Below are 25,719 nucleotides of genomic sequence, written 5' to 3' on the forward strand. Positions count from 1 at the left end.
CCAATATCATCTTTCGCAAATCAAGATGATATTATGGAACTAAGGTAACTATCAGATGTATAAGCAATCCCTACTCTCTGCTTCAATCGTTTTAGCGCTTTCATCAACATCAGCCTTTGCTGAAGATTATGCCCTATTTGACGAGGTTGTTGTATCAGCAACGCGCACTGAACAAAACAAAGAAGACGTTTCAAGCTCAATTGAGTCTGTCTCTGCAAAAGACATAGATAATCAAATGTCTAGCGACATAAAGCAAGCTCTCCAATACACGCCAGGAGTAGAAGCTCAAGGCGGTGGCCGTTTTGGTATTTCAGGCTTTAACATCCGCGGTGTTGAAGGTGATCGCGTTAAACTTATGGTAGATGGAGTTCAACAACCTACACCATATAACCCTGGCGCTTCTGAGCAACGTAAATATTCGAATGCGATCGAAGTCGATACATTAAGTGTCATAGAGGTGAATAAAGGCCCTGCTTCTACGCTTTACGGTTCAGATGCCATTGGTGGTGCAGTACTGCTAAGAACTAAAAATCCAGAGGATATGCTTAGAACTGACGGGGATGAAAACCGTTTTGGCATCAAATCTACCTATACATCTGCAGATGAACAATTCAAGAACACAGTTTCTTGGGCGATGCGTAAAGATAAGTTAGAAACGATCGTTATGGCGACATACGCTCAAGGCCACGAGACAGAAACTCATTCATCAGGAAGCGAAGTTCAAGGTCCAGATCGTGGTGCAGAGAACCCAGCAGATACGGAATTAAGTAATATCCTAGCCAAAGCATTCTACAATGTATCAGATTCAAATAAGGTTGGTATTACGGTTGAGCATTACCAACGTCAATATGATGAAGATGAGCTAAACTACAATGGCTATCAGCTTATGCCGGGCTTTGTATATACTGATAATTACAACAAAGACACCAACAAACGTTTTCGTGCAACATTGGAACAACAGCTTAAGCTAAGCTCTTCAATTGCTGACTCTTTAGACTGGTCTCTAAGTTACCAAGACTCAAGTACTCTGAATAAAAACTACGACACAACTCGCTTCAACGGACGTCGACTTCGTGAGCGTGATGCTTCTGATGTCAACATGCAAGTTGATACACAGCTTTCTAAGCTAGTGAATATTGATGGTGCGGATCACGAGTTCACATATGGTTTCACATACCTGCAGAATGACTTTGAACTAGAAAACTACGACCATAAATTTGATCGAGGCACTGTTACACCGGGTAGCACTGGTATTCCTGATGCAGAAATAACGCAATGGGGTGTGTTTGTTCAAGACCAAGCATTTTTCATGGAAGACAAGTTGATTGTAACTGGCGGTCTTCGTTATGACTCATTTGTTGCTGACCCATCAACGGATGAAGGCTACAAGACTCAATATGAGAAGAATAAAGATGACGCCGTCACAGCTAAGCTAGGTTCAGTTTACCACATCAATGACAACCTATCGGTATTTGGTCAAGTTGGGCAAGGGTTTAAAGCACCTTCAGTTTACGACCTCTACTACTTCTACACTCGAGGTGCCATCATTGAAGCTAACCCTAACTTGAAAGCAGAAAGAAGTATCTCTTACGAGCTTGGCCTTCGTGGCAATAATGAACATGCTCGCTTTGAACTAAGCACTTTCTACACAGATTACTCTGATTTCATTAACCAGACGAAATCGGGTAAACAAGGCGGTAAAGACGTATACACCAAAGAGAACTTAGATAAAGTGACTATCTATGGTGCAGAACTTTCGTCAACGATTAATCTTGACACCCTGTTAGACGCACCATTTGGTACCTACACTCGTTTAGCTGTGGCTTATGCTGATGGTGAAGATAAATCTACAGGTAAATCCATTGATTCAGTAGCACCACTAACGGGTACGCTAGGTCTTGGTATCGAACGCGAGACTTTCGGTTCAGCTTTAAATGTTAAGATGGTTGCTGCGAAAGATGAGTGGAACTCTGATGACAACGTAAACGTGGCTGGATACACAGTTGTTGATTTGACTGCTTATTACCGCCCTGTCACGGATTTAACCTTGCGAGCGGGTCTATTCAACGCATTAGACAAAAAATATTGGCTGTACAATGACATGTCAGGCCGTGGGCACGATTCTAAGTTCAACACCGATATTAAGTCTCAACCGGGTCGTAACTGGGGTATATCTGCAAACTACGAGTTCTAACTGGTTAGAAATCTAGTTCGTTGTAGAGCTAAGTTTTTTAAAGGCCTAGGTCATTAAAGATCTAGGTCGTTCCAGAATAAAGCCATACAAAAAATACTGTAGAAACTAAAAAGCCAGCTCACGATAAGCTGGCTTTTGTTATTTCACTAAAAGTTGTATCAAAAAGGGGTAAGTGAAATTATTTCTCTGCCATTTCTTTCTTTACCATTACTGCTGCAGCAATGATGAAAGTGATGATTAGGCCTAGTTCCATGATTAACTCCAAAGAAAATTAACATTAAACATATAATTCGCGAGCATGATAACAACAACCGATACAGAATGATACTTTTTAACCACCAAATCACTTTTTATTCGATTTAGATCAAAAAAGATGCCCTAGAGCATCTTTTTGTACGTTAACTATTCATGAAATCACTCAATCAACCAGGGAAACCATCAGGATTTGTTGATTGCCAGCGCCATGTATCTTCAGTCATTTCAGCCAGTGTGCGTGTCGCATTCCACCCCAGTTCTTTCTGAGCTTTCGCTGGGTCGGCCCAACACTCTGCGATATCTCCTGGACGACGCTCAACGAGTTTATAAGGTATAGCTTGACCGCTCGCTTTCTCGAAGGCTTTAACCATATCTAATACACTTGAACCGTTGCCAGTACCTAGGTTATAGATATGAAGACCGTCTTTACGCCCTACTTTCTCAAGTGCTGCAATGTGTCCATCAGACAGATCCATAACGTGGATGTAATCACGAACACCAGTGCCATCCTTTGTTGGGTAGTCACTACCAAATACAGATAGGAATTCACGTCGGCCAACTGCAACTTGAGAGACAAATGGCATTAGGTTGTTTGGAATACCACTTGGGTCTTCACCGAGTTCACCACTTGGGTGTGAACCTACGGGGTTAAAGTAACGTAATAACGTAATGCTCCAATCGGGGTTAGCCTTTTGGAAGTCAGTTAAGCACTCTTCAACCATGAGCTTGCTACGACCGTAAGGATTGGTTGCGCTTGTGGGGAAATCTTCTGTGATAGGAACACTAGCAGGATCGCCATAAACCGTTGCTGAAGAGCTGAATACTAATGTTTTTACGTCAGCGTCACGCATTGCATCGACAAGGACTAACGTGCCATTTACGTTGTTGTCGTAGTATTCGAGAGGTTTGGCAACAGACTCGCCAACCGCTTTCAGGCCCGCAAAATGAATAACAGCTTCAATATTGTGTTTCTTCATAGTTTCAGTTAAAAGCGCTTTATCACGAATGTCACCTTCAATGAAATCAGGACGAACGCCAGATACTTTTTCGATACGTTCTAAAACGCTTGGTTTACTGTTGTATAAGTTATCGAAAAGCACAGGTGTCATACCTGCGTTAATCATCTGGATACTTGTGTGGCTACCAATGTAACCCATGCCACCTGTAACTAAAACATTCATGTTTAGCGGACCTTTTAATTAAAAACACTCAACCTACCTCTTATGATACAACAGCTTAGGGTTGAGTCACAAACGCCTATGGCAGATACACCGCACGAGAGAACAAAAATCGACCTTTACCTTGAATTTCACTTAGACGTACACCTCAGCGCCAACCTTCAGAATTACATCAATGTCGCCATATGATTCATCACCTTACGTTTGCTCCCTAAACCGGAAACAAAATAGATGAAGCGCTGTTTGTCGAACACTTGTTTTTCAATTATCTTTAACCATAGTTTCTATACGTCATTGATGAAAGGAAGCATTTTTCACAATCCATTCTTTAGCGGGTTTGATACATGCCGTGACCTCATAGTAAATGCAGTTCTTGGTGTCGAAAATTTGAGTTAGGTCACTGTTTATTTATGGTATTTATAAGACCGTCATTACTCACCTCAACGTAAAGGGTTAGCACCACGTGACAACGAAGATTTTGCTTAATTGCGACATGGGAGAAAGTTTCGGCAATTGGAAGATGGGCGATGATGAATCGGTAATGGAATGGGTCGACATGGCAAACATTGCCTGTGGGTTTCATGCGTCTGATCCTCACGTGATGTCTAAAACCATTAAGCTTGCCGAACACTACCATACTCAGATAGGTGCTCATCCTGGCTATCAAGATCTTGTTGGCTTTGGGCGACGTTCAATCCCTCACACTATGGACGAGATCAGCGAATTAGTTTGCTATCAAGTGGGCGCATTGCAAGCCCTATGTCGTTATCACCATACTACGGTTGGGTATGTGAAACCTCATGGTGCCCTTTACAACGATATGATGGCGAACATTGATGTGTTCAATGCCGTTGCCCAAGCCGTCGCTGAATTTAACATCCCCTTGATGATTCTCTCTTCATCAGACAATCAACAGTATCTAGATATTGCTGACGATCATGACTTACCCCTCTTGTTTGAAGCGTTTGCCGACCGTGCATACTTGAATAATGGGCAGTTATCGCCGCGAACTCAAAAAGGCTCGGTTTACGTTAATCAGGACGATATCTACAACCAAGTCATGCAAATCATTAACTACGGTTCAGTCACGACCATTGAAGGCGAAAGACTGCCTATTGAAGCCGATACCATCTGCGTCCATGGTGATAACCCCCAATCCATCGCATTAATTAGAAAAATCAGACAAGACCTCAACGCTTTTAACTAGTATGAGCGTTTGATTTGTTATGACGCATAGCCTTATCGCTCGCCTTACGAGCACCTTACCAATTGCTCGTAAGATCTAATTACTTTGTATTGGTTTGGACGCGGAAGTTGGAAACGTTAAGCAGGTAAGCAGGTAAGCAGGTAAGCAGGTAAGCAGGTAAGCAGGTAAGCAAAAGTATGGAAACGAAATGACGACGAATCAAATTGAATTTAATATAGCGCCAGTCGCGGAATGCAGCGTTTTGGTGACCTTGACGCTATCGCCAAATAATCAATCTAGCGCCGAATATGCGCAGTACATGGCTCATTTTTCCTATGCCATTCGCCAAAACTTGGCATCTGTATTGATGAATGTGACGTCGGCTTACCAAACAATATTGGTCGATTACCTACCTTATCGAATATCAGAACAGCAGCTCATCGAACAACTCAACTCTTTGTTGAGTCATGCTATTTCGTCCTTCTCTAGTGTTAGTAACACGCGTAACACTATCGAGCTTCCCGCTTATTACTCACCAGAAACAGCACTCGATTTAGACCGATATCAAGCCAAAGGCCTGTCGCTCGACGATATTATTCAATATCACACCTCACAGACATACAGCGTCAGTGCGATTGGATTTACCCCTGGCTTTGCGTTTATGTCTGATGTGGTCAACGAGCTTGCTTTGCCTCGTCATTCAACCCCTCGCTTAAGAGTACCGAAAGGCAGCATCGCCATCGCGGATACGAAAACGGCGGTGTACCCTTCGGACTCACCGGGTGGCTGGAATATTATAGGTAACTGCCCTCTATCTCTGTTCGACTATGGCCAGTTAACCAGTGCAGACATAGCCTCGCAAGGTCTCTCATTATTGAATGTTGGCGATAGCGTGCAATTTAAAGCCATCACTAAAAACGAGTTCATTGAACTAGGAGGCGTGCTTAATGGTTAAGCCAACACTCACAGTACTTAAGCCGGGGCCAATGAGTTTGATTCAAGACTTCGGACGGTTTGGTGTCGCACACCTCGGTTTAACTCAAGGTGGCCCTGTGGATGATTACTCTTACAGTTGGGCGAATCATCTACTGCAAAATCCAGTAAACATCGCCGCTTTAGAAATTACCCTAGGACAATGCGCTTTCAAGATCGATCATGATTGTGAAATGTCGATATGTGGCGGAGATTTACAGGCGTCTTTGGATGGCCACAAGCTTGATAACTGGAGTACTTTCCAAGCTCGAACTGGGCAGGTTTTATCCTTTGGATTACCGAAGAATGGCCTTCGAGCCTATTTAGCGATTAAGGGAGGGTTTGATGTTCCCGTGACTCTAAATAGTCGTTCTACGGTTACACGAGAAAAGATTGGCGGTCTTACCCAAAATGGTGAACCCTGCCAACAAGGTCAGAAGATAGCATTCTCAAAACATCCTCTCACTCAACCTTTCAAACCAGTGAGTGTCACGTTCAGATACAAACCGAACTATAATTTGCCTTTGAATTTACGCATTATTGAAGGTTATCAATGCAATCTGTTTTCCGAATCTGCGAAGGAAACGCTCTATAGCTCCCATTATCGTGTTGACCAGAATTCGAACCGTATGGGTTATCGACTCAGTGGCCAGCCTGTCGCTTCTCCTGATGTTTCTTTGTTATCTGAGGGAATTGCACTTGGGGCAATTCAAATCCCACAAGACGGGCAACCTATCGTGTTGCTTAATGACAGACAGACTATTGGTGGCTATCCGAAGATTGGATGTGTCGCCAGAATCGATTTACCGCGCTTAGCACAAGCCAAACCTGGACATAAAGTCTCGTTTAGTAAAGGCGATCGCTTAGGATTACAAGATGTGTGGTGCCAGTGGGCTCAATTTTTCGGCTATTAGTTTTTGCTCTGTAGCTAAGTAACTCTATTACAAAGAATCTTGAAATCTTTAGCCAGGAAGGTTTCGTTTGGAAGATGTAGTTCAGGCAATTGACAAGATACAAGCAGGCGTTTCAGTTAAAGGTTAGGCTTACCTGTCAAAGTAAGCCGAATTGAAGATGTTTAGCGTAATAGATTATGACTGAGTATTAAGCGTGATCTTGGCCTGATACCTTTGCAAGGGCTTCTGGGTATCCGCGTTCTTGTGTCAAATCTATCGCTTTATTCTCAATATCACTTAGGTTAAATGACATTGTCACTGAGTGCGTATTTTCAATCGATACCGCCTCTGATACATCAAACCATTGCTCAGCGACCTTTTGCGCAGCCTCTAGGGTTGAAGATGCTTTGACGACTTCAAGTCGAGCATAGCGATCACCACAAAATGAAACGTCTGAAGCTCTTAAGCTCGGATCGGTTCCCGGAATCTGCTGTGCACCGAACAAAGGCTTACCACCTACCAGTGCAGAGCTAAAACTTGGGATGAACTGAGACATATGCGTTATCGCAGCGCGAGTTCTTAATTCAAGTTGTTCTTCACTCCAACCCGATACGATTTTCTTAAGAAGCTTAGAAGGCAACTGAGGCTGTGATGAATCTGTTGATGATGAAACAAGCCCACCCTCAAACAGAGTAATCCCTTCTGTCATACCGTGAAGTTGGAATACACCATCAGCGTACGGTGTTAACTGAGCCATGCCTTGCGGTGTGCCTCTCGGGCCATGGAAGATAACCTCTGGCCACTCTTCCTTACATTCTTGCGAATACGGCCACTGCGTAACGTATGCGGCTTTGAACTCAACAAGCCTTTGTTGCTTAGAACCGACAAAGTCATCCACGATGCCCGTTTCAAAGCCACTTGCATTAATCAAGTAGTCGGTCGTTAGGTGACAGCTTTGGTTCTCAGCGTCTGTATAAGTCAAAGACCAACCTTGCTCTAACGATTCAACAGATTGTAATCGGCTGTTGGTTAACACGGTACAATTAGATTGTTGCCCCAAAGAGAGTTGAGCGGTTGCAGATAAGCGGAATACGCTCCAGCCATACTCTTGAACCATAGCAACAGGATACTTAAGGGTTTCTAGATCCGTATGTTTAGCGAAAGGAATACACCATTCATCAAGCGATGTTGGTTTCAGAGGCTGTGTTTGAGCAGCAAGTGCTAGTAACTCTTCTTTACTATACAGCTTGTAATACTCTTCCGGTCTACCAAGCACTTGGTTGCTTTTATCTTGATTAACAAGCTCAGCATAAGCGTTCTTGATTATCTTTAGGCGCGGAAGAAGATCCAACGGCTCTCCACCATCACTGTGTGGAACAGCGATAATTGTCGGACGAATATTGATCGTATGGGGAAACAAGCGGACGGTATCAATTGACTGAGTGAGCAACTGAAGACACTGCTCTACAGAAATATCTCGATACAAATTGCCACCAGCATGCAGATGGCAAATTGGTGGACCATTAACCAAACTCGGTCCTTTTTCCAAAATAGTGACCTTATAACCCAACTCACTAAAATGAATTGCGCTCGTCGTTCCGGCAATACCACCACCAACAATGGCAATAGAAGGCTGATTTGTATCCGTTTTGTTGTGGTTCATCGTGTTCTGTAGAATATGATTAACTGCCTCTATTCTACTTTTGTTCTGCTACGAATTAAAACACATTTTTATCAAGGTCTTAGATAGGCAGTATTTAATATCTATGTAAAAAACCTAAATAATCTCTTGACTCAATAACTCCAGATTGAGTTTTAAAGGTTATTATAACCGTCACATTTGTCCTAAGTGACGCCACATAAAGGCTGCCTCAGTACTCTTAAAACATAGATGTTAACTTATCCCTAAAGTTATCCACCGTTTTTGTGGATAACTGTTGATAACGTTCTTGCTAAGTTGCGCAAACCCTTTGTTTACAGGGACTAACCGCTGTTCATTAAATCGGCATTATTGCGCAATTAGTTTTAAAAAATACTAAAAAAACGGGAAATTAAGGTGCGATGTTCGTAACTTGTGCTACGCATTGGTCAAATAAAAAGCGGTCTAAAGAGACGTCTTATAAATAGTGAACGACTAAGTATAAGTAATGTCACTTTTAGACCGTTTTAAGCATTTGTGAGATCTCGCTAGCGACTAGCCAAAATCCTTGTTTACTGGTGCCAACAAACGTTTGATTAAGCTATTCACTACCGCGGCCAATGTGATAAACGTCAGCACGGGTAGCGCTATCCACAGTATTGGGTGGAGTGAAGGTTCTAACTCAAAGCCAAAGTTCATTACCCCTGCAACACTGAGTTCAGAACCTAGCGCAGCAATTGAGCCAGCTACTAACGCCATCACCCCGTATTCACACCAAATAGTGTTGAGAATACGCTTCTTACTCGCGCCTAAGGTTCGGTACAAGCGTATCTCTTGTTGTCTTTGAGATAAGCTCAGTCGCAACAGAGTGAAGATAAGCAATAGCCCCGCCACTACACCTAACGCGGCAAGTACGGTTATCGACCAAACAATCTGTTTGAGCAACTCTTGGATCTTGCTACCCATTTTACGAATGTCCATCAAACTCACGGTCGGGTGATTTCGAGATAATTCGTTGAGCATTTGGTTGTGTTGCTCTTCTAATCTGAAGCTCACCAACCAAGTAGAAGGAATAGCGCTCAAAACATCGGGAGTAAAAATGAAATAGAAGTTTGGCTTCATTTCACGCCATTCTACTTTTCGGATGCTGTTCACCTTGGCAGAGACGTTCTGGCTGTTGATTGTGAATGAAAGATCATCGCCAATTTTCAAACCAAGTTGCTCTGCGACATCGGATTCCACAGATACGCCCTGCTCTTGTGTCCAGCTGCCTTCTAATACTTCATTGTACTCAGGCAGGCTATCTCCCCAAGTGAAGTTGATCTCGCGACTTAGTGCATCTGTTTCTTCTGAGGTCTCGCTGTATTTCGCCGCCTCAACGCCGTTAATGGTTGTGAGCCTTCCTCGTATAATTGGAAACGCTTGAGTACGCTCTACTTCGTTTGCATCAATCGTCTCGAGATAACTGTCTTTCTCATAGCTCGCAATATTCAGCGCAAACGCATTAGGTGCGTTCTCGGGCAAAGTTTGCTGCCAATCTGACAACAAGTCACTTCTCACTAGCCATATGATCGATAACAGCATCAAAGACAGCGCTAAAGAACCAAATTGAATCCCTGTTGCTAATGGTGTGCGATTAATTCGGCTCAATGCCAAGCGCATAGATGTCGACGTCGGCAGTTGACCCACCAAACGCAGAACAAACGTACTGACAATCGCGAGTACTAAGAACAGGCAAGCGATACCCGCTAGAACTATCCATACCAACAGATTGTCACCGTACATCAGCATCATTGGAATAATAGGTACTAGCAACAACAGGTATTTCTTGTAGCTTTCATTAGACTGGTGACTTGATTGAATCACGCTGATTGCCGAAGTGCTTACCAAGCCAATTAACGGAATACCAAGAGCAGGCACACCAATGAGAATGCTTGATAAAATCGCCAAAATGACAGGTTCAATACCATAGCTAGGAAGTGGTGTTGGTAATAAGTCGCCCAGAGGTATACGAAGCAAAAATTCTAAGCCGATACCGATGGTAATTCCCAGTACAGCACCAATAACCACCAACAGAGACACCTGTACAGACAACCATTTAACGATCCACTGCTTGCTCGCACCTAAACTCTTAAGCATCGCAATAGTTTTACGACGACTCGCAACATAATGTTGGCAAGTGAGTACCAAAGTGGTCGCAGCCATGATCACAACGATAGCAACCGTTAGCGATAAGTATTGAGTCGTACTTTCGAACATCTCGTTGGTACGACTGGCTGAGTCTTGTGTACGCCAGCGATCACTTGGTGTCAGTTCGATACTGTCTTGTGCTGCTTTGAGTTTCGATTCATCACCATTTAAAAACAATCTAAAGCTAACGCGGCTACCTGGTTGGATTGCGCCTGTCGCTTCAACATCATTATTGTGAATCAGAACAGCAGGCATTTGTTGGAAAGGGTTAAAACTCAGGCCCGGTTCTTGAGCGATACGCCCTGTAATTCTTAAATCGGCATCGCCTATCGTGACATTGTCACCTATCTCAACTTCTAGCTGAGCAAATATGCGCTCATCTAGCCACAATTCCCCCGGTTCAACATGATTGCTTACCGCGCTATCTGCTCCTTGCAGTATCATTTCGCCGCGTAAAGGATAATTGCTCTCTACTGCTTTAACAGTAACCAACTGCATCGAGTTATCACTGAATGCCATGGTTGAGAAGCGAGTCAACTGAGAGCTTTCTAACTGTTCAACCTGAGTCAGGTCTAATAAAGGTTGGGGTATTGGGTTTGCCGATACAAATACACTGTCGGCGGTTAACGCATCTTTGCCCTGCTTTACGATCACTTGTTCCATACGCTCAGCTAAAGCTGAAAGCGCGAACACACAAGCTATAATGAGCGTTAGAGCGATGGATACCGGCCATAGCTGACCATGTCGAATCTCTTCGATGCTCCATGAAAACAGTCGTTTATTCAGTCCGTGTGATGAATTCAATTTACACTTCCTCTATGTGACCGACATGCATTTTCAAGGTTCGTTGGCAACGCTGTGCGAGCTTAGGGTCATGCGTGACGAGAACAAGCGTTGTACCGTGCGATGAATTAAGTTCGAACAACAGCTCGACGATTTTCGCTGCCGTTTGTTGATCTAAGTTACCTGTAGGTTCATCAGCAAAAAGGATTTTTGGCTTGATCATAAACGCGCGAGCTAAAGCGACTCTTTGTTGTTCACCGCCTGATAGCTGAGATGGCAGGTGATCAAGCCTGTCTTTCAAGCCCACTGATTCAAGCAAAGCCGTCGCGCGTTCGATGTCTTCGTCTTCACCTTTCAACAAACAAGGCAGCGTGACGTTTTGCAGGGCAGAAAGGCTTGGGATCAATAAGAAGCTTTGGAAAACAAACCCAACGGATTCACTGCGGATTTTGGCTCTCGCTTCGTCATCAAGCTGTGATAGAGGTTGGCCTAACAAACTGATTTCGCCAGAAGTTGGCACATCGAGTCCTGCAAGCAGTGTCATTAACGTGGATTTACCAGCACCTGAAGTACCGACGATCGCAACCGTTTCACCCTCACGAATATCGATATCAACATGCTCTAAGATTGTTAAATGTTCTTGATTAGTAGACACTGTCTTCGAAACAGCTTCTGCTTTAATGATGGATGTATGCATGACTCGACTAATTTCCTTTTTATTCTTAATTATATTTTCAACCGCTTCTTTGGCTCAAGATACCGAGTTAGATTCTAAGTTACTGGTGCTTGGTGATAGCTTGAGTGCTGGTTATAACATGGACATCAAACAGAGTTGGCCAAGCCTGTTACCAAACGCGTTAGCAAAGCATGACAAAACGGTAACCGTGGTCAACGGAAGTATTTCTGGTGACACAACTGGCAATGGCTTAGCTCGTTTACCACAATTGCTTGAAGAACACGCCCCAGACACTGTTCTTATCGAACTCGGTGCGAATGATGGTCTTCGTGGATTCCCACCTAAGCTGATGTCTGCGAATCTTGATCAAATCATTAAGCAGATAAAAGCTGCGGGCGCGAAACCGATTATGATGAAGATTAAAATCCCACCGAATTACGGTAAGCGTTACAACCAACAGTTTGAGTACGTTTTTGCAGCGCTTGCTGATCAACAAAACGTACCACTTTTGCCGTTTTTCCTAGAGCATATCATCCTCAAACCGGAGTGGATGATGAACGATGGACTGCATCCAAAACCAGAAGCTCAGCCTTGGATTGCTGAATTTGTCGCCAAAGAATTATATCAGTATCTTTAGGTTTTAATGGTCTAGCTCAATAAATTTTACACAGCTTTACGTTAGCCTGAGTGCATATCACCGTTAACTGTAAGGTTATTTATGCTGATCGAACCTATTATCAAGGGTGTGGTAGCCAAAAGCGCTCACCCTCTAGGCTGTCAAGAAGCCGTAAAGCAACAAATCAAGTTTGTTAAGAGTGCGCCGCAGATCAAAGATGGCCCTAAGCGAGTACTGATTATCGGTGCTTCCTCTGGCTTTGGCCTTGCCGCTCGCATTGCCCTTACCTTTGGCGGTGCAAAAGCTGACACCATCGGTGTCTCATTCGAGCGCGGTCCTAACGAAAAATCTCTAGGCAGCGCTGGTTGGTACAACAACATCTATTTCAAGAAAGAAGCCGAACGAGAGCAACGCACTGCTATCAACATTGTTGGCGACGCATTTTCACAAGAAACACGTTCACAAGTTGTCGAAGCCATTGAAACCTACTTCGAAGGTGAAGTGGATCTGATTATCTACAGCTTAGCCGCTGGCGTAAGACCCAAACCAAATACCGAAGAATTCTGGCGTTCTGCCATTAAGCCAATCGGTGAAAGCGTGACTGGTGCGACTATCTCATTAGAGCACGACAACTGGGTGACCAACACACTTGATGCTGCAACGGAAGAAGAAGCCGAAAGCACACTCAAAGTCATGGGCGGCGAAGATTGGGAACAGTGGATAGATGAGCTGATCAATGCTGAATCTATTGCCCCAGGTTGCAAAACCATTGCTTTTTCTTATGTTGGTCCAGAAGTCACGCACCCTATCTACTTGGACGGTACTTTGGGCCGCGCTAAAATAGACCTTCATCAAACCAGTCACGCACTTAACCTTGAACTAGCAAACTTTGGCGGTAATGCTTACGCGACCGTGTGTAAAGCATTAGTGACCAAAGCGAGTGTGTTCATTCCGGGGCTAAGCCCTTACCTACTCGCTTTATATAGAGTGATGAAAGAAAAAGAGACCCACGAAGGTTGCATCCAACAAATGCAACGCTTATTCAGCAGTAAGCTGTATGGACAAACCAAAGTACCACTTGATGGCGAGCGCCTAATTCGGATGGATGAATGGGAACTCGACCCAGAAACCCAAGCTCATGTGACTGAACTACTTGAAGCTATGGATGAAAACAACTTCCAATCAATCGGTGACTATCAAGGTTTTAAAGAAGAGTTTTTACAGTTGAACGGTTTTGCTCAATCATCGGTAGACTATAAAGAGAAACTTAACACTGATGATTTTATAAAGTTAAAGCCTTAATCGAAACTTATCTCATTACTGAGACCCAGATTCACATTTGAAAACCTCCGCAAAATTGCGGAGGTTTTTTTGTGCAACATTTCTTATACTTAGTTAATGTAATGTTCACAGTTTATTTGGTTCATCTTAATTAACACAGGATGTGTTGATGCATTTAGCATAATTGACTCGGAGTCATATGAAGAAGATAAAAACGATAGACTTAGATATCCCTGACGATATGGCCTCCAGCTGGCAAAATATTGTCGACCTCTTAGCTCAAATCACTCAAGTGCCTGCTGCACTTATCATGCGTGTTCATACCAACTACATTGAAGTTTTCTCTACCAGCCACAGTCAGGATAACCCTTATAACAAAGGCGATTCTGAAACATTAGGAAATGGGCTTTACTGCGAAACAGTGATGGAGTCTCAGCAGCAGCTTTTAGTACCCAATGCGCTTGCCGATGTTGATTGGAAAAACAACCCCGACACAAAGCTTGGCTTAATCTCTTATTGTGGCATTCCGCTATTTTGGCCTAACGGCGAATTGTTCGGCACCATTTGTATCTTGGACTCGAAAGAAAATCACTACACGCCTACCTATATTAAGCTATTAGAAAGCTTTCGCACCTCGATAGAATCTCAATTAAAAACCTTGTTTCAACACGCGAAGCTCACTCAAATGAATCGTGACTTAAAAAGCCGTGTTGCTACTCGCACAAAAGATCTCGCGAGTCTTAATTATTCATTAAACCAAGAGATTGATAAGCGAAGAGCGGCAGAACAAAAGATAAACTTCCAAAAGAATCATGACATCGGCACCGGCTTTTTAAACCGAACCGCATTCGAGTCTCGCCTAAATAACAAACTGTCGTCACAGCAAAGGCTGACGGACAATTCATTTGCGGTTATTCATATAGGGTTTACGAATGGAAGGCGCATACAGGCTCGATATGGCTATGACGCGTTAGACCAAGTGCTGGTTGAATACCGAAAACGTATCGACAGTATCTCTGATATCGAGGTACTAACTGCACGCCCTACTTCTATCGATCTCGTACTGGCGTTCAGCGTAAAAGATTTGCACCAACGCCTAGAAGAACTTTGCCAGACGCTCGTTAAAGTCGGCCATTCAGAGTTCGATATCGAAAGTGACAAGGTACATTTGCATGCGTTTATCGGGATCGCGATTACTGATAACGAAGATGATGCGGAAAGCATTCTTCAGAAATCATCAGAAGCCATGCTCGCCTGTAAAGATTCCGGACAAAAATTCGCTTACTACTCTCAATCTCATACTGAACAACAAAGTCACATCAATAAGATCGAAGGTTATTTGCTTCAAGCCGTACGTAATGATGACCTCATGCTCTACTTTCAACCTAAGGTATGTCCATTAACGCATCGTTGGGTTGGTGCTGAAGCCCTACTACGTTGGCGCCATCCAGTCTTAGGGGATATCTCCAACGAAACCTTGATACATATGGCCGAGCAAAACGGTTTGATTTTCGAAGTCGGAAGCTTTGTTCTGCGTAATGCGATTGAAAAAGCGAAAGAGTGGTCCGAATACGTTGAAGATTTCAAGATGGCTGTGAATGTGTCCGCAATTCAACTCAAGAATGTGCACTTTGCGGAACAAGTGGTTCACCTACTCGAAACCTATCACCTGGAACCTCATTTCTTAGAACTTGAAGTCACGGAAAGTTGCCTCATTGCAGATGAAGTCGTCGCGAAAAACACATTGGAATCGTTACACAACATTGGCGTTACATTGTCACTGGATGACTTTGGGACGGGCTATGCCTCATTTAGTTACCTTAAGAAATTCCCATTCGATACGATTAAAATTGATAAGAGCTTCATCGACCAAATGCTCAACTCACAGGAAGACTCGGAGATCGTTCGGTCTATAGTCCAAATCGCGAAAAAGCTCGACTTAAAAGTCACAATTGAAGGTATAGAATCGGAGGTTCAGGAGCAATTTATCATCAATGAAGGTTGTGATGTGGGACAAGGTTACCTTTATGGCAAGCCAATGCCGAGCCAAGAATTCGAACACAGCTTAATCAATCAAAACTATTTGGGGACAACTCGTTACGCTTAAAGCGAAAAAGAGCACTTTGTTTTGAATTTAGGCCTACTTTCTCTTTACTCTATAGGTGGTGATTTTTATAATCGCCGCCTTTCTGTTTTATCTTCCCTTTATATAGGCATTCCTCGTTATGGATCAGTTGACTGCAAAGCTTAAAAAGCTCGAAAAACAAAACTTCCGCGCATATCAACAAATTAAAGGTCAATACGACTTTGCTGATTTCGAATTACACATCGACCACGTTCAAGGTGACCCGTATGCATCATCTTCACGTTTTCGCGCAACACGCGCTTGGTCGTTAACAGGGTTAGATTGGCTTAAAGAAAAATCTTACGAATACCAAGTAGCAGCGCGTGATTTTATTGCACGTAGCTTCTCTGAATTTGCTAAGCAAGAAGCGACAGTGTCTATCGCACTAACAGGCCAAACTGTTTTGGATAACACATCTGTGGTTTTCACCGAGCACGGTATCGAAATTCGTTTTCGTATCAACCTACCCGCTGATGGTCGTAGTATTCTTGCAAAGAAAGCAATCAACATCATTACATTCTATTTGCCTAAGTTTATTCGTCGCGCAACGCTTGAACGCGAACTCAACATCGAAGCGATGATTAAGCATTGTGAAACTGTTGAAGACCAAGACGCATTGCGTGCTCAATTGGAAGAAAACAACCTAGCAGCATTCGTTGCAAATGGCAGTGTATTACCTCGTATTGCAGGTAACTGCGACCTGCCAATGAAAGGCGCGGTTCCTTTCCTAGCACCAGAGTCTTTAAGTGTGACGCTAAACGCGCCAAACCAAGGTGATGTGACTGGCCTGGGTATTCCTAAAGGCATCACGCTGATCGTTGGTGGTGGTTTCCATGGTAAATCTACACTATTGAACGCCGTTGAACGTTCTATCTATAACCATATTCCTGGTGATGGCCGTGAAGGTATCGTGACTGCGACCGATACGATGAAGATCCGTGCTGAAGATGGCCGATGTGTACACAACTTGAATCTTTCAAACTACATCAACCATTTACCAATGCAGAAAGACACGTCTAATTTCAGCACACAAGATGCATCAGGTTCTACATCGCAAGCGGCTTGGCTACAAGAATCGATTGAAGCAGGCGTTCAAACACTACTTATTGATGAAGATACGTCAGCGACTAACTTCATGATTCGTGACGAACGTATGCAAGCGCTAGTATCAAAAGGTGCTGAGCCAATCACTCCACTTGTTGACCGTATTGGCCAACTACGTGAAGAGATGGATATCTCTACCATTGTTGTAATGGGTGGTTCTGGTGATTACCTAGACGTGGCTGACACTGTGATTCAAATGCACGACTACCAAGCGGTAGACGTAACTGAAAAAGCACAAGAAGTCATCGCTCAACACCCAACTCAACGAACTAACGAATGTGAGACCGCATTAGAAACGTTTGTTCCTCGCTCGTTAAACCGCGCTGCATTGATGAACATTCTTACTGATGGCAAATTCCGAGTTAACGCGAAAGGCAAAGAGTCACTGCGTTTTGGTAAGGAATTCGCTGATCTTTCTGCATTAGAGCAGTTAGAGTCAACATCAGAAGTTAACGCGATTGGTTGGGCATGGTTCCAGTTTGCACAAACTCCAGGTTGGTCAAATAACCCAGCTAAAGAGTTTAGCGCTATCTTAAGCGATGAATGGCACGTGAACATGCCAAACTACGGTGACTTAGCGAAACCAAGAGTATTGGATGTAATGGCCGCACTAAACCGTATGCGTAAATCTCAGTTCAAACCTTCGAGCTCGAACTAATACCTCGCGTTAAGTTAATCTTTATTGTTACGGCTCTCATTTATGAGGGCCGTTTTTTTGCGTTCAATTCCTATATTTCTATCTGATTCGGCCACTCTTTACGTGACTACATTGTTGGTCAGCGCTTTAATCATAGAAATCCCCAAAATCATGACACAGCTTTTACAAAACTATGGCGATATTCAGATAAAGTTCCGGCTCGATAGGTGTAACTAAATGTAACAGACTCTTGAGGCTTCAATGAATCATAAACGCGTTAAGATGCGTGACCATAAAATCGAAGTAAACCTATTCAAAAACCGTGTAATCGTGGCGTTTTGTGGGATCTTATTGTTCACTCTCGTCTTAGTCGCCAACCTGTACCGACTTCAAGTCGACAATTTTGAAAGCTATCAAACTCGTGCTGATGGCAACAGAATCAAAGTATTGCCTATCGCGCCTACTCGCGGGCTAATTTACGATCGTAATGGTGTGTTGCTTGCCGAGAACAAGCTTGTGTTTAATCTAACGATGATTCCCGAGCAAACAGATGATGTCGATACCATGCTCGCCAAGCTAGACAAATACATCCCGCGTAATGTTGAGCAGATCGCTCGATTCAAAAAACGTTATCACAACACGCGCCGTTTCAAATCTGTCACTATATTAGAGAACCTAAGTGAAGAAGAGATCGCTAAGTTTTCGGTGCACCAGTACCAATTCCCCGGCTTATCGATTGATACGAACTTAAAGCGCTTTTACCCAAATGGAGAGGTGCTGACCCATGTCTTAGGGTATGTGGCACACATTAATGATAGTGACCTAAAGAAGCTAGAAGAAAAAGGCATCGAAGCGAATTATCAAGCGACTACTATTATTGGTAAGCTCGGTGTCGAACGCTATTACGAAGATATCCTACACGGAACCAAAGGCTATCAAGAAGTTGAAGTAAACAGCCGTGGCCGTGTTGTTCGGACTATTGAGTACGTGCCGCCAGTTGCAGGCAAAGACATAGTATTAAATATTGACCTTGAACTGCAAAAATACGTATTTGAGCAACTTGATCACCGAACCGGAAGTGCAGTAATTCTCGATCCGAAAGACAACAGTGTACTGGCGATGGCATCTAGCCCAAGTTATGACCCTAATCTATTTGTCGACGGCATTTCGAGTAAGAACTACCAACGTCTATTGAATGACCCTGGTCACCCGTTGGTGAATCGCACCACACTGGGCGTTTACCCCCCAGCATCCACCATAAAACCATTTATGGCCGTTGCTGGATTACAAGAGCATGTTATATCAGAAAACACCATTCGTGATGATCACGGTTCATGGCAAATTCCCGGTTCCAAACGCAACTCTAAATCATGGCGAGACTGGAAACGCTGGGGTCACGGTCCTGTTGACGTAACTCAAGCGATTGAAGAGTCGGTGGATTCATTCTTCTATCAAACCGCCTTTGATTTAGGTATCGACCGCATCTCAAGTTGGATGAATCGCTTTGGTTTTGGTGAACCTACGGGCATCGATATCTATGAAGAAAGCACCGCCAACATGCCAACTCGAGAATGGAAGATGATGCGTTATCGTACACCTTGGTATCAAGGTGACACCGTCCCTATTGGTATTGGCCAAGGGTATTGGACATCCACGCCAATGCAACTTGCCAAAGCAACCTCGGTACTAGTTAATCATGGGAAGGTAATGCCACCTCATATCTTGAGAGCTACCTTAGATCACGGTGAAGATTTTGATACGCAAAAACTTGTTGAACCTGAGCCGATGCTGTCGATCACTGAAGTACCAGACGAGATATGGGATGTACCTATTAATGCGATGCGACTCGTAAACCACGGCAGTCGAGGTAGCGGCAGACGTGCATTTAAAGGAACTGACTACACTAGCGGCGGTAAATCGGGTACAGCCCAAGTATTTGATCTTGCAAAAGATCAGGTCTACAACTCCAAGAAACTGGCTCGGCATTTACTCGACCACGCGCTTTACACGGCATTCGCACCTTACGAACACCCTGAATATGTCGCGACTGTGGTCATCGAGCACGGTAATGGTGGTTCCAAGGTCGGTGCTCCTTATATCCGTAAAGTACTCGACTATGCATTCGAACATAAGAGTGGAGAAAACAAAGATCACTCATAGCATAATAAATGAAGTTGTAACAACGCATAGCCTAGTAACAACGCATAGCCTAGTAACAATACAAGCATAATGACGACAAAGCCCCACTTGTGTCACTCACAACATGGGGCTTTTCATTTTTATATATAGGGCTTAAATTTCACTCTAAAGAGTCAATAAACAGCGCAGTAAGAGTTACGTCGATCATGAACTTCGTAATACATGCCACGCTTCACAAAGCGTCTGGAATTTTGCCGTATTGCCCTCGTCTCTATCGGGATGCCACCGCAATGCCAGCTGTCGCCAACGCTTTCTTATTTCCTTATGCGTTGCGTCTACAGGGAGATCAAATAACTTCAATGCACGGTTTTTATCTAAATTGAGCGTATCAGCGCCAACAAACTTTCTGTACCGAGTCCAAAACTCGTTCAGCAGCCTTTTGACTTCACCTTCATCCGCTTCATAGTTAGCCCAATTAGTGTAGTAGTCTCGAAGTGGGTCTTGGTGATCAATGCTGTGGCTATTTCCATGATAGCTTCCATTCATCAATTCAATATCCATAGCTTGAACTTGAAGCCAACCATCAGGGTGCAACGTTTCTTGAAGCTGATACAGCGCATTCATAATGAGAAAGTTCTTTTTAAATAACTCCTTCTCAGGTGCTGCATCTAATACAGGCATAAACCCAAGGTCGTTTAGATGAGCCGCCAGTGTGTGTACTTTCCATCCACTTGGTTTTCGCTTAAGCACTTCCATAATGGGCCAAAGCAAAGGGTTCTCCATATGGCTATGAAAGCTTGCTCTCACACCTTGATTATTCGACATAGTTGGCTCGTTTGAGGTGATTAGATTATTAGGCATGATGAATTGCCCTAGGTCAGTAGGCTGACTTCTCTTAATTGAAAGCGATTTTCTGCGATTTGTCGAGCTTAATGGAACACCACAATCAATTGCTTGGCTCAAGAGCCCGTTATCCATCAAAATTACGCGGCTAAGGTGACCAGTAATTGACTATGATCGATGTTGCTCTTTGGAAAAACAAAAAAGGCCAGCAATTTTGCTGACCTCTGATATCTATACCAATTTTAGCACAAGGAACGAGTTAATTAGATAACACCAAGCTCTCTTAGACGTTCCATTAGGTATTCATTTGCGGTGTACTTCTCAGACAGTACAACTTCCGGTTTTGGGTGAAGGAATAGTGGCAAAGAGATACGAGATTTCTCTTGGCGTTCACCTGATGGATTAATTACACGGTGAGTTGTCGATGGGAAGTAACCACCTGATGCTTCTTGAAGCATGTCACCAATGTTTATGATCATATTACCGAAGTCACATGGAACATCTAACCACTCGTCATTCTGAGCTTTAACTTGAAGGCCCGGCTCATTTGCTGCAGGAAGAACAGTCAGTAAGTTGATGTCTTCGTGAGCGGCTGCGCGGATAGCACCTGGCTCTTCATCGCCTTGCATTGGTGGGTAATGAAGGACGCGAAGCAGTGTTTGTTCGCTGCCATTAATCATTTCAGAAAGCGCGATTGAAAACTTCTCTTGTACTTCTTTAGGCGCATGTGCTTCAACCCAACCTAATAGTTCTTGAGCAAAAGCATTAGCACGTTGGTAGTAATCTAGAATCTGTTCTTTTAACTGTTCAGGAATCTGACCCCAAGGGTATACGTGAAAGTATTCTTTGATGTCTTTTACAGTGTGGCCCTTAGCAACTTCAGAAACTGAAGGTGGAAAATATCCATCTTGTGTTTCAACATTGAAGTGGAAGTTCTCTTTCTCTTCAGAAATGAAGAATTGGTACCAGTTCTCGTAAATTGACTCAACAAGCTCTTTTGGGATGGGGTGATTCTTAAGAACACCAAAACCCGTTTCACGTAGAGATCGAACAAATTGTTCTGCTGCGTCGTCAGCAAGGTAATCGACAGTTTCCAGTTTCATGACTTTTCTTTCTTGTTATGTAGTAATGCAATGATTTTAAGGATCACTTTGTTGTAAATCAAACTTTTGTGAAACTCCGCCAACCGTTTGTCTAGATACTGGGCGATAACACTACTTTTCAACAAATCTAGTGATTAGAACACAATTGAACACTGTTCATTATTATGTAACTATACAAAAAACTTATAAAGGATCTGATGATGACAATTACGCCACTTGCTCAAAATAGACCTCTACTCTCACTAACTGCTGTCTATCTTGTTATCTTTCTCTTTTCAGCCTTTGCGCCATCTTCAAGAGCCGTTTGGATCGCTGAGATCGTCCCTGCTCTCGGTATTCTTATCGGGATATGGTGGCTATCCACCAAGCTCACCTTTTCTAAGACAGCTTATGCTCTGATGTTTATCTGGCTTATTTTGCACACGATAGGCGCAAAATATACCTTCTCAGAAGTGCCATTTGACTGGTTCAATAACCTTATCGGCTCTGAGCGCAATAACTTTGACCGAGTAGCCCATTTCTCTATTGGTCTTTATGCCTATCCACTCGCAGAGTATTTGATTCGTAAGAAATTGGCTCAGCCGATACTAGCCTGTTTGTTTGCCCTATTTGCGATCATGAGTGTAGCAGCTGGCTACGAGATTATAGAATGGTGGTATGCAGAGATTGCAGGTGGTGATGAAGGTATCGCGTTCCTTGGCTCACAAGGTGATATTTGGGATGCACAGAAAGACATGCTGTGTGATACAACGGGTGCCATTGTCTCGCTATTACTGTTGCAACTTCAAGGACGAGTTAGAGCTCATTAAGCTCTAACCTTTCTTCTGAATATAAAAAACAATGTGAAATGCCACACGCATGATGTGCTGCGGCATTTATTCTTCTCAACTACTTCATAGTTACCTTGCCACCCACAAATTTGTAGGCAGGCGTACCTCGAACCAAAGTATCTCGCGCAAATTCAATTCCGCATTCAAGGCACACACAAGGGTCTTTTGTGAAATCTTCAACGATCCGTTCCTTGAAACACTTTACGAGCGCTCCTTTGCCGCCTTTTCGATACTTGAAAAGTTGTGTCTTACATTTAGCGCAGAATATCTGAACCGTTTTGGTCGGTTGTTTTTTGTTTGGTTTAGCCATAGAAGTTAATGATTGAACCCTTTATTTCTTAAGTTTAGGTGCGACAAGAACCAAGCTTATCCCAAGTAAGATAACAGTCGATGAGATAATAAATTGCATAGTAACAGGTTCAGATAACAACAAAACGCCACCAAGTGTCGCGATAACGGGAACAGAAAGCTGTGCAATGGATGCGACCACTGTATCCAGTTTTTTCACCACGTAATACCACAAACTATAACCCACACCAGAAGCCACTGAGCCCGACAATATTGCGTAAAGCAAGCCTTGTTCTGTGATGGATATTTTCGATGCCACATTAGGGATGACAACTAACAGGCTTAGTAACACAAGGAGCACTAACGAGCTAAATGCAAAGTTGGCAGTAGTGGATTGCAACGCGTTCGTGGATTTCTTACCCGCCAGTGTATAAATGCCCCACCCAATTCCAGCCAGAGTCATCAATATGATTGAGGTTATATCTGGCGAACTTGTCGATTCCGTCGGCATGAGTAAGTAAACGAGCCCAGAAACTGACAACAAACAACCACACCACTCTAACAATGACATTCTGTTGCCTGCTAACAGGTGTGCGGCAATCATCGTGAATTGAACCGCGACAAACAGGACCAAAGCACCGAGACCTGCACCAAGCTCTAAGTAAGCAAACGAGAAACCAAACATATAAACGAGGAGTGACAATATTGATGTGAATTGAAACTGTAATTTGAGCTTTGTCTCTACCGACTTGTCGTTGTTTACTAGCTCCTCTCTAGACTTAGAGTGGGAAGACAAAGTTAATAAAATCAGAAGTGTAAGGGCACCCGATATGATACGAACGATCGAGAAACTCAAAGGATCAATCGTTTGATCCATCAAAGCCCAACGACACAACACTGAATTGGCAGCAAACGCCACCAGCGTTATAAATGTGATCATCACCGTTTGCATCGTGTTGTCCTAATCAAGTTATCTCTGGTCTTAGTCAACGTCCGGTTTTACCCAAACTTGGCTAAAGTCGAACCAACCGAGTGCATTACACTTTGCGTTCTGCAGCGTACCGCATTGATCTTTGTTAACGCCTAACCAACAGTGGAACATTGGAATCAATTGATTGCTTTGCACCAATTGTTTACCTAACTGTCTTGCTGGGAATTGCTCGAATTCGCCCGAGCGCCAACGATCGATCATGTGACACCATTGATCGAAGTCTTCTGCCGGGCTAGATTCATCGAGAAAGCTGTAATCCATCAACCAGCCTGCTAACGCGTCATCTCTATTGTTAGCGATACCCATTGGATTAATCCAAATATCGACATTATCGGCGTGTGGAGGATCGGTTTCGTAACCATAAAGTTCAACATCGACGTCATATTGCTTCAACACTGTAACAATAGCCTTCGCAAGTGTTGGAAACATTGGGTGTTGGCATTGGTAAGCCAATCTAATGGTTGGTTTCGCATTCGCTGGTGGACAAACCGGCGTGTTCAACTTGATGTCATACCAACCGGGCTTTATCCCATAAGCGTGTAACACTCCCAAATCGATAACAGTTTCTTTCGGAATGTGTACAAACAGATCGGCCGCATTCAAAGTATTAGATAAAAATTGCGCCCATGCAGGATCTTGTGCGATGCCCTTTTTCCGATTCAACAGTAGATAGGTACAGCCGGGATCAAGTTCGACTTCGTCGCTATCGCCGCGATCCGCCATTACAGGCTTAGAAAGACTTGGGTAAACCATTGAAGAGTAAGCCTCATCAACAACCCAAACCTCAACACGATCAATCAATGGCCTAAAGCCAAAATATCCGTTGAAAGCCGTTAATACGAGTTGTTTATCATCATTCTTTTCAATGCGATACGGGCCTGTACCAATCGGTCGAATATCGTAGTCTTCACCACGTAAAATCATCGGTAAGGTGACTTTGGCAACGGATTCAGTCAAAGCGAGTGGGAAGTGTTTATCTGGTCGCGTTAAAAAGACATCAACCACACAGTTTGCCGGAGAAGAGACGTCTTTTATATGTGAGAACATATTGAGAGGTTCGAGTGCTAGCAGCGTATCCACAACATGATTGGTTAACAAAGGTTCTCCGTTATGAAAACGGACTCCGGGTCTCAAGAAGAATCGCCATTGATAATCGCTGATTTTTTGCCATGAATGAGCAAGATCGGGCTGTAATTGATCGTTCTCATCCAAACGTGTTAACCCACTGAATACCTGACAGGTAATATGCTGCTCAGATCGTCGCATCGACTTTGTCGGGTTAAGCATAGAAAGCGGTCGGTAATAAGGCAAACGAATAACCTGCTCACCTTCCTGGTATTGCACACCCAAGTAATTTTGAATAACTTGAGTCAGCTTGGCTGCATTGTGATCAAGCACTGACAGCGCTTGTCCAATTTTACCTTCTTGTAAGTAGCGTCTTGCTAAGTTTTCACTGACATCGCAACGATTCTGCTTAAAAATAAGTTGAGATAACTTGCCTCGCCCAGCCGCAGGTAACCACTCAACCCATCCTTCTTCTTCAAGCTTATTGAGTACCATCCGGGCATTACGACGGGTACAACAAAGCACATCCGTGATGTCGTCGAGCTGAACATCAGAATCTTTACCATCGAAGTATTCAAACAGGGTTTCAAATTGAACGCGAAGTCTTGGGCTGCTCATAAAGAGGAAACCTTATTCAAAGGACATTGAATTCAGTTTCCCTATTTTAAGACTTAAAATCAATCTTACTGATGTGATTTTCTTGCGATTTATTAGGTATGGTGTCCTAAGAT

19 protein-coding genes are annotated in these 25,719 nt (G+C 43.5%); 10 read left to right on the forward strand and 9 right to left on the reverse strand.

From position 1 onward, the window contains the following. Positions 1 to 55 precede the first annotated feature (55 nt). On the forward strand, positions 56 to 2,194 hold the full coding sequence (locus OCV30_RS20785) for a TonB-dependent hemoglobin/transferrin/lactoferrin family receptor (RefSeq protein WP_065679019.1): 2,139 nt from the start codon (positions 56 to 58) through the stop codon (positions 2,192 to 2,194). 422 nt (positions 2,195 to 2,616) lie between these two features. On the opposite strand, the gene galE is transcribed toward OCV30_RS20785, so the two are convergent. Beyond that, on the reverse strand, positions 2,617 to 3,630 hold the full coding sequence (gene galE, locus OCV30_RS20790) for a UDP-glucose 4-epimerase GalE (protein ID WP_065679018.1): 1,014 nt from the start codon (positions 3,628 to 3,630) through the stop codon (positions 2,617 to 2,619). Positions 3,631 to 4,090: 460 nt separating this feature from the next. On the opposite strand from galE, the gene OCV30_RS20795 reads away from it, so the two are divergent. From OCV30_RS20795 to OCV30_RS20805, 3 genes are all read left to right on the forward strand, one after another. After that, positions 4,091 to 4,834 (forward strand): 5-oxoprolinase subunit PxpA, encoded by a 744-nt coding sequence (locus OCV30_RS20795; protein ID WP_065679017.1) that lies wholly within the window; start codon positions 4,091 to 4,093, stop codon positions 4,832 to 4,834. A 187-nt stretch (positions 4,835 to 5,021) separates the two neighbouring features. Further along, complete coding sequence (locus OCV30_RS20800; RefSeq protein WP_065679016.1) at positions 5,022 to 5,768, forward strand: 5-oxoprolinase subunit B family protein; 747 nt, start codon at positions 5,022 to 5,024, stop codon at positions 5,766 to 5,768. Continuing rightward, positions 5,761 to 6,699 carry a 5-oxoprolinase subunit C family protein gene (locus OCV30_RS20805; RefSeq protein ID WP_065679015.1) on the forward strand — a complete coding sequence of 313 codons (939 nt, stop codon included), beginning with the start codon at positions 5,761 to 5,763 and terminating at the stop codon, positions 6,697 to 6,699. The genes OCV30_RS20800 and OCV30_RS20805 overlap by 8 nt, the downstream gene beginning before the upstream one ends. Before the next feature lie 187 nt (positions 6,700 to 6,886). Here the strand turns inward: OCV30_RS20805 and OCV30_RS20810 are convergent, their stop codons facing one another. The 3 genes from OCV30_RS20810 to OCV30_RS20820 form a co-directional block, all read right to left on the reverse strand. Beyond that, a complete protein-coding gene (locus OCV30_RS20810) occupies positions 6,887 to 8,341 on the reverse strand; it encodes an FAD-dependent oxidoreductase (RefSeq protein WP_065679014.1) in 1,455 nt (484 codons plus the stop codon). Positions 8,342 to 8,872: 531 nt separating this feature from the next. Then, positions 8,873 to 11,311 (reverse strand): ABC transporter permease, encoded by a 2,439-nt coding sequence (locus tag OCV30_RS20815; protein ID WP_065679013.1) that lies wholly within the window; start codon positions 11,309 to 11,311, stop codon positions 8,873 to 8,875. A 1-nt stretch (position 11,312) separates the two neighbouring features. Continuing rightward, positions 11,313 to 11,987 carry an ABC transporter ATP-binding protein gene (locus OCV30_RS20820; RefSeq protein WP_009845334.1) on the reverse strand — a complete coding sequence of 225 codons (675 nt, stop codon included), beginning with the start codon at positions 11,985 to 11,987 and terminating at the stop codon, positions 11,313 to 11,315. On the opposite strand from OCV30_RS20820, the gene OCV30_RS20825 reads away from it, so the two are divergent. The 5 genes from OCV30_RS20825 to mrdA all read left to right on the forward strand — a co-directional run bounded on the left by OCV30_RS20825 (position 11,986) and on the right by mrdA (position 19,889). Continuing rightward, positions 11,986 to 12,603, forward strand: coding sequence for an arylesterase (locus tag OCV30_RS20825; protein ID WP_065679012.1), 618 nt, complete (start codon positions 11,986 to 11,988; stop codon positions 12,601 to 12,603). The two genes, OCV30_RS20820 and OCV30_RS20825, sit on opposite strands and share 2 nt — an antisense overlap. An 81-nt stretch (positions 12,604 to 12,684) precedes the next feature. Beyond that, positions 12,685 to 13,884 carry an enoyl-ACP reductase FabV gene (gene fabV, locus OCV30_RS20830; protein WP_065679011.1) on the forward strand — a complete coding sequence of 400 codons (1,200 nt, stop codon included), beginning with the start codon at positions 12,685 to 12,687 and terminating at the stop codon, positions 13,882 to 13,884. A gap of 178 nt (positions 13,885 to 14,062) precedes the next feature. Then, positions 14,063 to 15,970: a sensor domain-containing phosphodiesterase gene (locus OCV30_RS20835; RefSeq protein ID WP_065679010.1), complete on the forward strand. Its 1,908-nt coding sequence runs from the start codon at positions 14,063 to 14,065 to the stop codon at positions 15,968 to 15,970. A 118-nt stretch (positions 15,971 to 16,088) separates the two neighbouring features. Further along, positions 16,089 to 17,750 carry an ABC-ATPase domain-containing protein gene (locus OCV30_RS20840; RefSeq protein ID WP_065679009.1) on the forward strand — a complete coding sequence of 554 codons (1,662 nt, stop codon included), beginning with the start codon at positions 16,089 to 16,091 and terminating at the stop codon, positions 17,748 to 17,750. Between the two features lie 240 nt (positions 17,751 to 17,990). Continuing rightward, positions 17,991 to 19,889: a penicillin-binding protein 2 gene (gene mrdA / locus OCV30_RS20845; protein WP_065679008.1), complete on the forward strand. Its 1,899-nt coding sequence runs from the start codon at positions 17,991 to 17,993 to the stop codon at positions 19,887 to 19,889. 183 nt (positions 19,890 to 20,072) lie between these two features. On the opposite strand, the gene OCV30_RS20850 is transcribed toward mrdA, so the two are convergent. Next, positions 20,073 to 20,693: a DNA-J related domain-containing protein gene (locus tag OCV30_RS20850; RefSeq protein ID WP_065679007.1), complete on the reverse strand. Its 621-nt coding sequence runs from the start codon at positions 20,691 to 20,693 to the stop codon at positions 20,073 to 20,075. Between the two features lie 281 nt (positions 20,694 to 20,974). Then, positions 20,975 to 21,814, reverse strand: coding sequence for an isopenicillin N synthase family dioxygenase (locus OCV30_RS20855; RefSeq protein ID WP_004730947.1), 840 nt, complete (start codon positions 21,812 to 21,814; stop codon positions 20,975 to 20,977). A 200-nt stretch (positions 21,815 to 22,014) separates the two neighbouring features. Here OCV30_RS20855 and OCV30_RS20860 point away from each other — a divergent pair, with 200 nt between their 5' ends. Further along, a complete protein-coding gene (locus OCV30_RS20860) occupies positions 22,015 to 22,623 on the forward strand; it encodes a DUF2238 domain-containing protein (RefSeq protein WP_065679006.1) in 609 nt (202 codons plus the stop codon). 79 nt (positions 22,624 to 22,702) lie between these two features. Here the strand turns inward: OCV30_RS20860 and OCV30_RS20865 are convergent, their stop codons facing one another. The 3 genes from OCV30_RS20865 to OCV30_RS20875 are packed head-to-tail and all read right to left on the reverse strand — an operon-like array spanning position 22,703 to position 25,606. Beyond that, on the reverse strand, positions 22,703 to 22,954 hold the full coding sequence (locus OCV30_RS20865) for a hypothetical protein (RefSeq protein ID WP_065679005.1): 252 nt from the start codon (positions 22,952 to 22,954) through the stop codon (positions 22,703 to 22,705). Between the two features lie 21 nt (positions 22,955 to 22,975). Further along, complete coding sequence (locus OCV30_RS20870; protein ID WP_065679004.1) at positions 22,976 to 23,884, reverse strand: DMT family transporter; 909 nt, start codon at positions 23,882 to 23,884, stop codon at positions 22,976 to 22,978. A gap of 30 nt (positions 23,885 to 23,914) precedes the next feature. Next, entirely contained in the window at positions 23,915 to 25,606 is a 1,692-nt protein-coding gene (locus tag OCV30_RS20875) for an SgrR family transcriptional regulator (RefSeq protein WP_065679003.1), read from the reverse strand. Positions 25,607 to 25,719 lie beyond the last annotated feature (113 nt).

The sequence above is a fragment of the Vibrio atlanticus genome (genome assembly GCF_024347315.1).
Taxonomy (GTDB): domain Bacteria; phylum Pseudomonadota; class Gammaproteobacteria; order Enterobacterales; family Vibrionaceae; genus Vibrio; species Vibrio atlanticus.

Coding starts and splice junctions, on each gene's coding strand:
- fabV (WP_065679011.1), top strand. CDS start 12,685: ATGCTGATCGAACCTATTATCAAGGGTGTGGTAGCCAAAAGCGCTCAC.
- OCV30_RS20865 (WP_065679005.1), bottom strand. CDS start 22,954: ATGGCTAAACCAAACAAAAAACAACCGACCAAAACGGTTCAGATATTC.
- mrdA (WP_065679008.1), top strand. CDS start 17,991: ATGAATCATAAACGCGTTAAGATGCGTGACCATAAAATCGAAGTAAAC.
- OCV30_RS20860 (WP_065679006.1), top strand. CDS start 22,015: ATGACAATTACGCCACTTGCTCAAAATAGACCTCTACTCTCACTAACT.
- OCV30_RS20805 (WP_065679015.1), top strand. CDS start 5,761: ATGGTTAAGCCAACACTCACAGTACTTAAGCCGGGGCCAATGAGTTTG.
- OCV30_RS20850 (WP_065679007.1), bottom strand. CDS start 20,693: ATGTCGAATAATCAAGGTGTGAGAGCAAGCTTTCATAGCCATATGGAG.
- OCV30_RS20810 (WP_065679014.1), bottom strand. CDS start 8,341: ATGAACCACAACAAAACGGATACAAATCAGCCTTCTATTGCCATTGTT.
- OCV30_RS20855 (WP_004730947.1), bottom strand. CDS start 21,814: ATGAAACTGGAAACTGTCGATTACCTTGCTGACGACGCAGCAGAACAA.
- galE (WP_065679018.1), bottom strand. CDS start 3,630: ATGAATGTTTTAGTTACAGGTGGCATGGGTTACATTGGTAGCCACACA.
- OCV30_RS20785 (WP_065679019.1), top strand. CDS start 56: ATGTATAAGCAATCCCTACTCTCTGCTTCAATCGTTTTAGCGCTTTCA.
- OCV30_RS20835 (WP_065679010.1), top strand. CDS start 14,063: ATGAAGAAGATAAAAACGATAGACTTAGATATCCCTGACGATATGGCC.
- OCV30_RS20840 (WP_065679009.1), top strand. CDS start 16,089: ATGGATCAGTTGACTGCAAAGCTTAAAAAGCTCGAAAAACAAAACTTC.
- OCV30_RS20825 (WP_065679012.1), top strand. CDS start 11,986: ATGACTCGACTAATTTCCTTTTTATTCTTAATTATATTTTCAACCGCT.
- OCV30_RS20820 (WP_009845334.1), bottom strand. CDS start 11,987: ATGCATACATCCATCATTAAAGCAGAAGCTGTTTCGAAGACAGTGTCT.
- OCV30_RS20800 (WP_065679016.1), top strand. CDS start 5,022: ATGACGACGAATCAAATTGAATTTAATATAGCGCCAGTCGCGGAATGC.
- OCV30_RS20870 (WP_065679004.1), bottom strand. CDS start 23,884: ATGCAAACGGTGATGATCACATTTATAACGCTGGTGGCGTTTGCTGCC.
- OCV30_RS20875 (WP_065679003.1), bottom strand. CDS start 25,606: ATGAGCAGCCCAAGACTTCGCGTTCAATTTGAAACCCTGTTTGAATAC.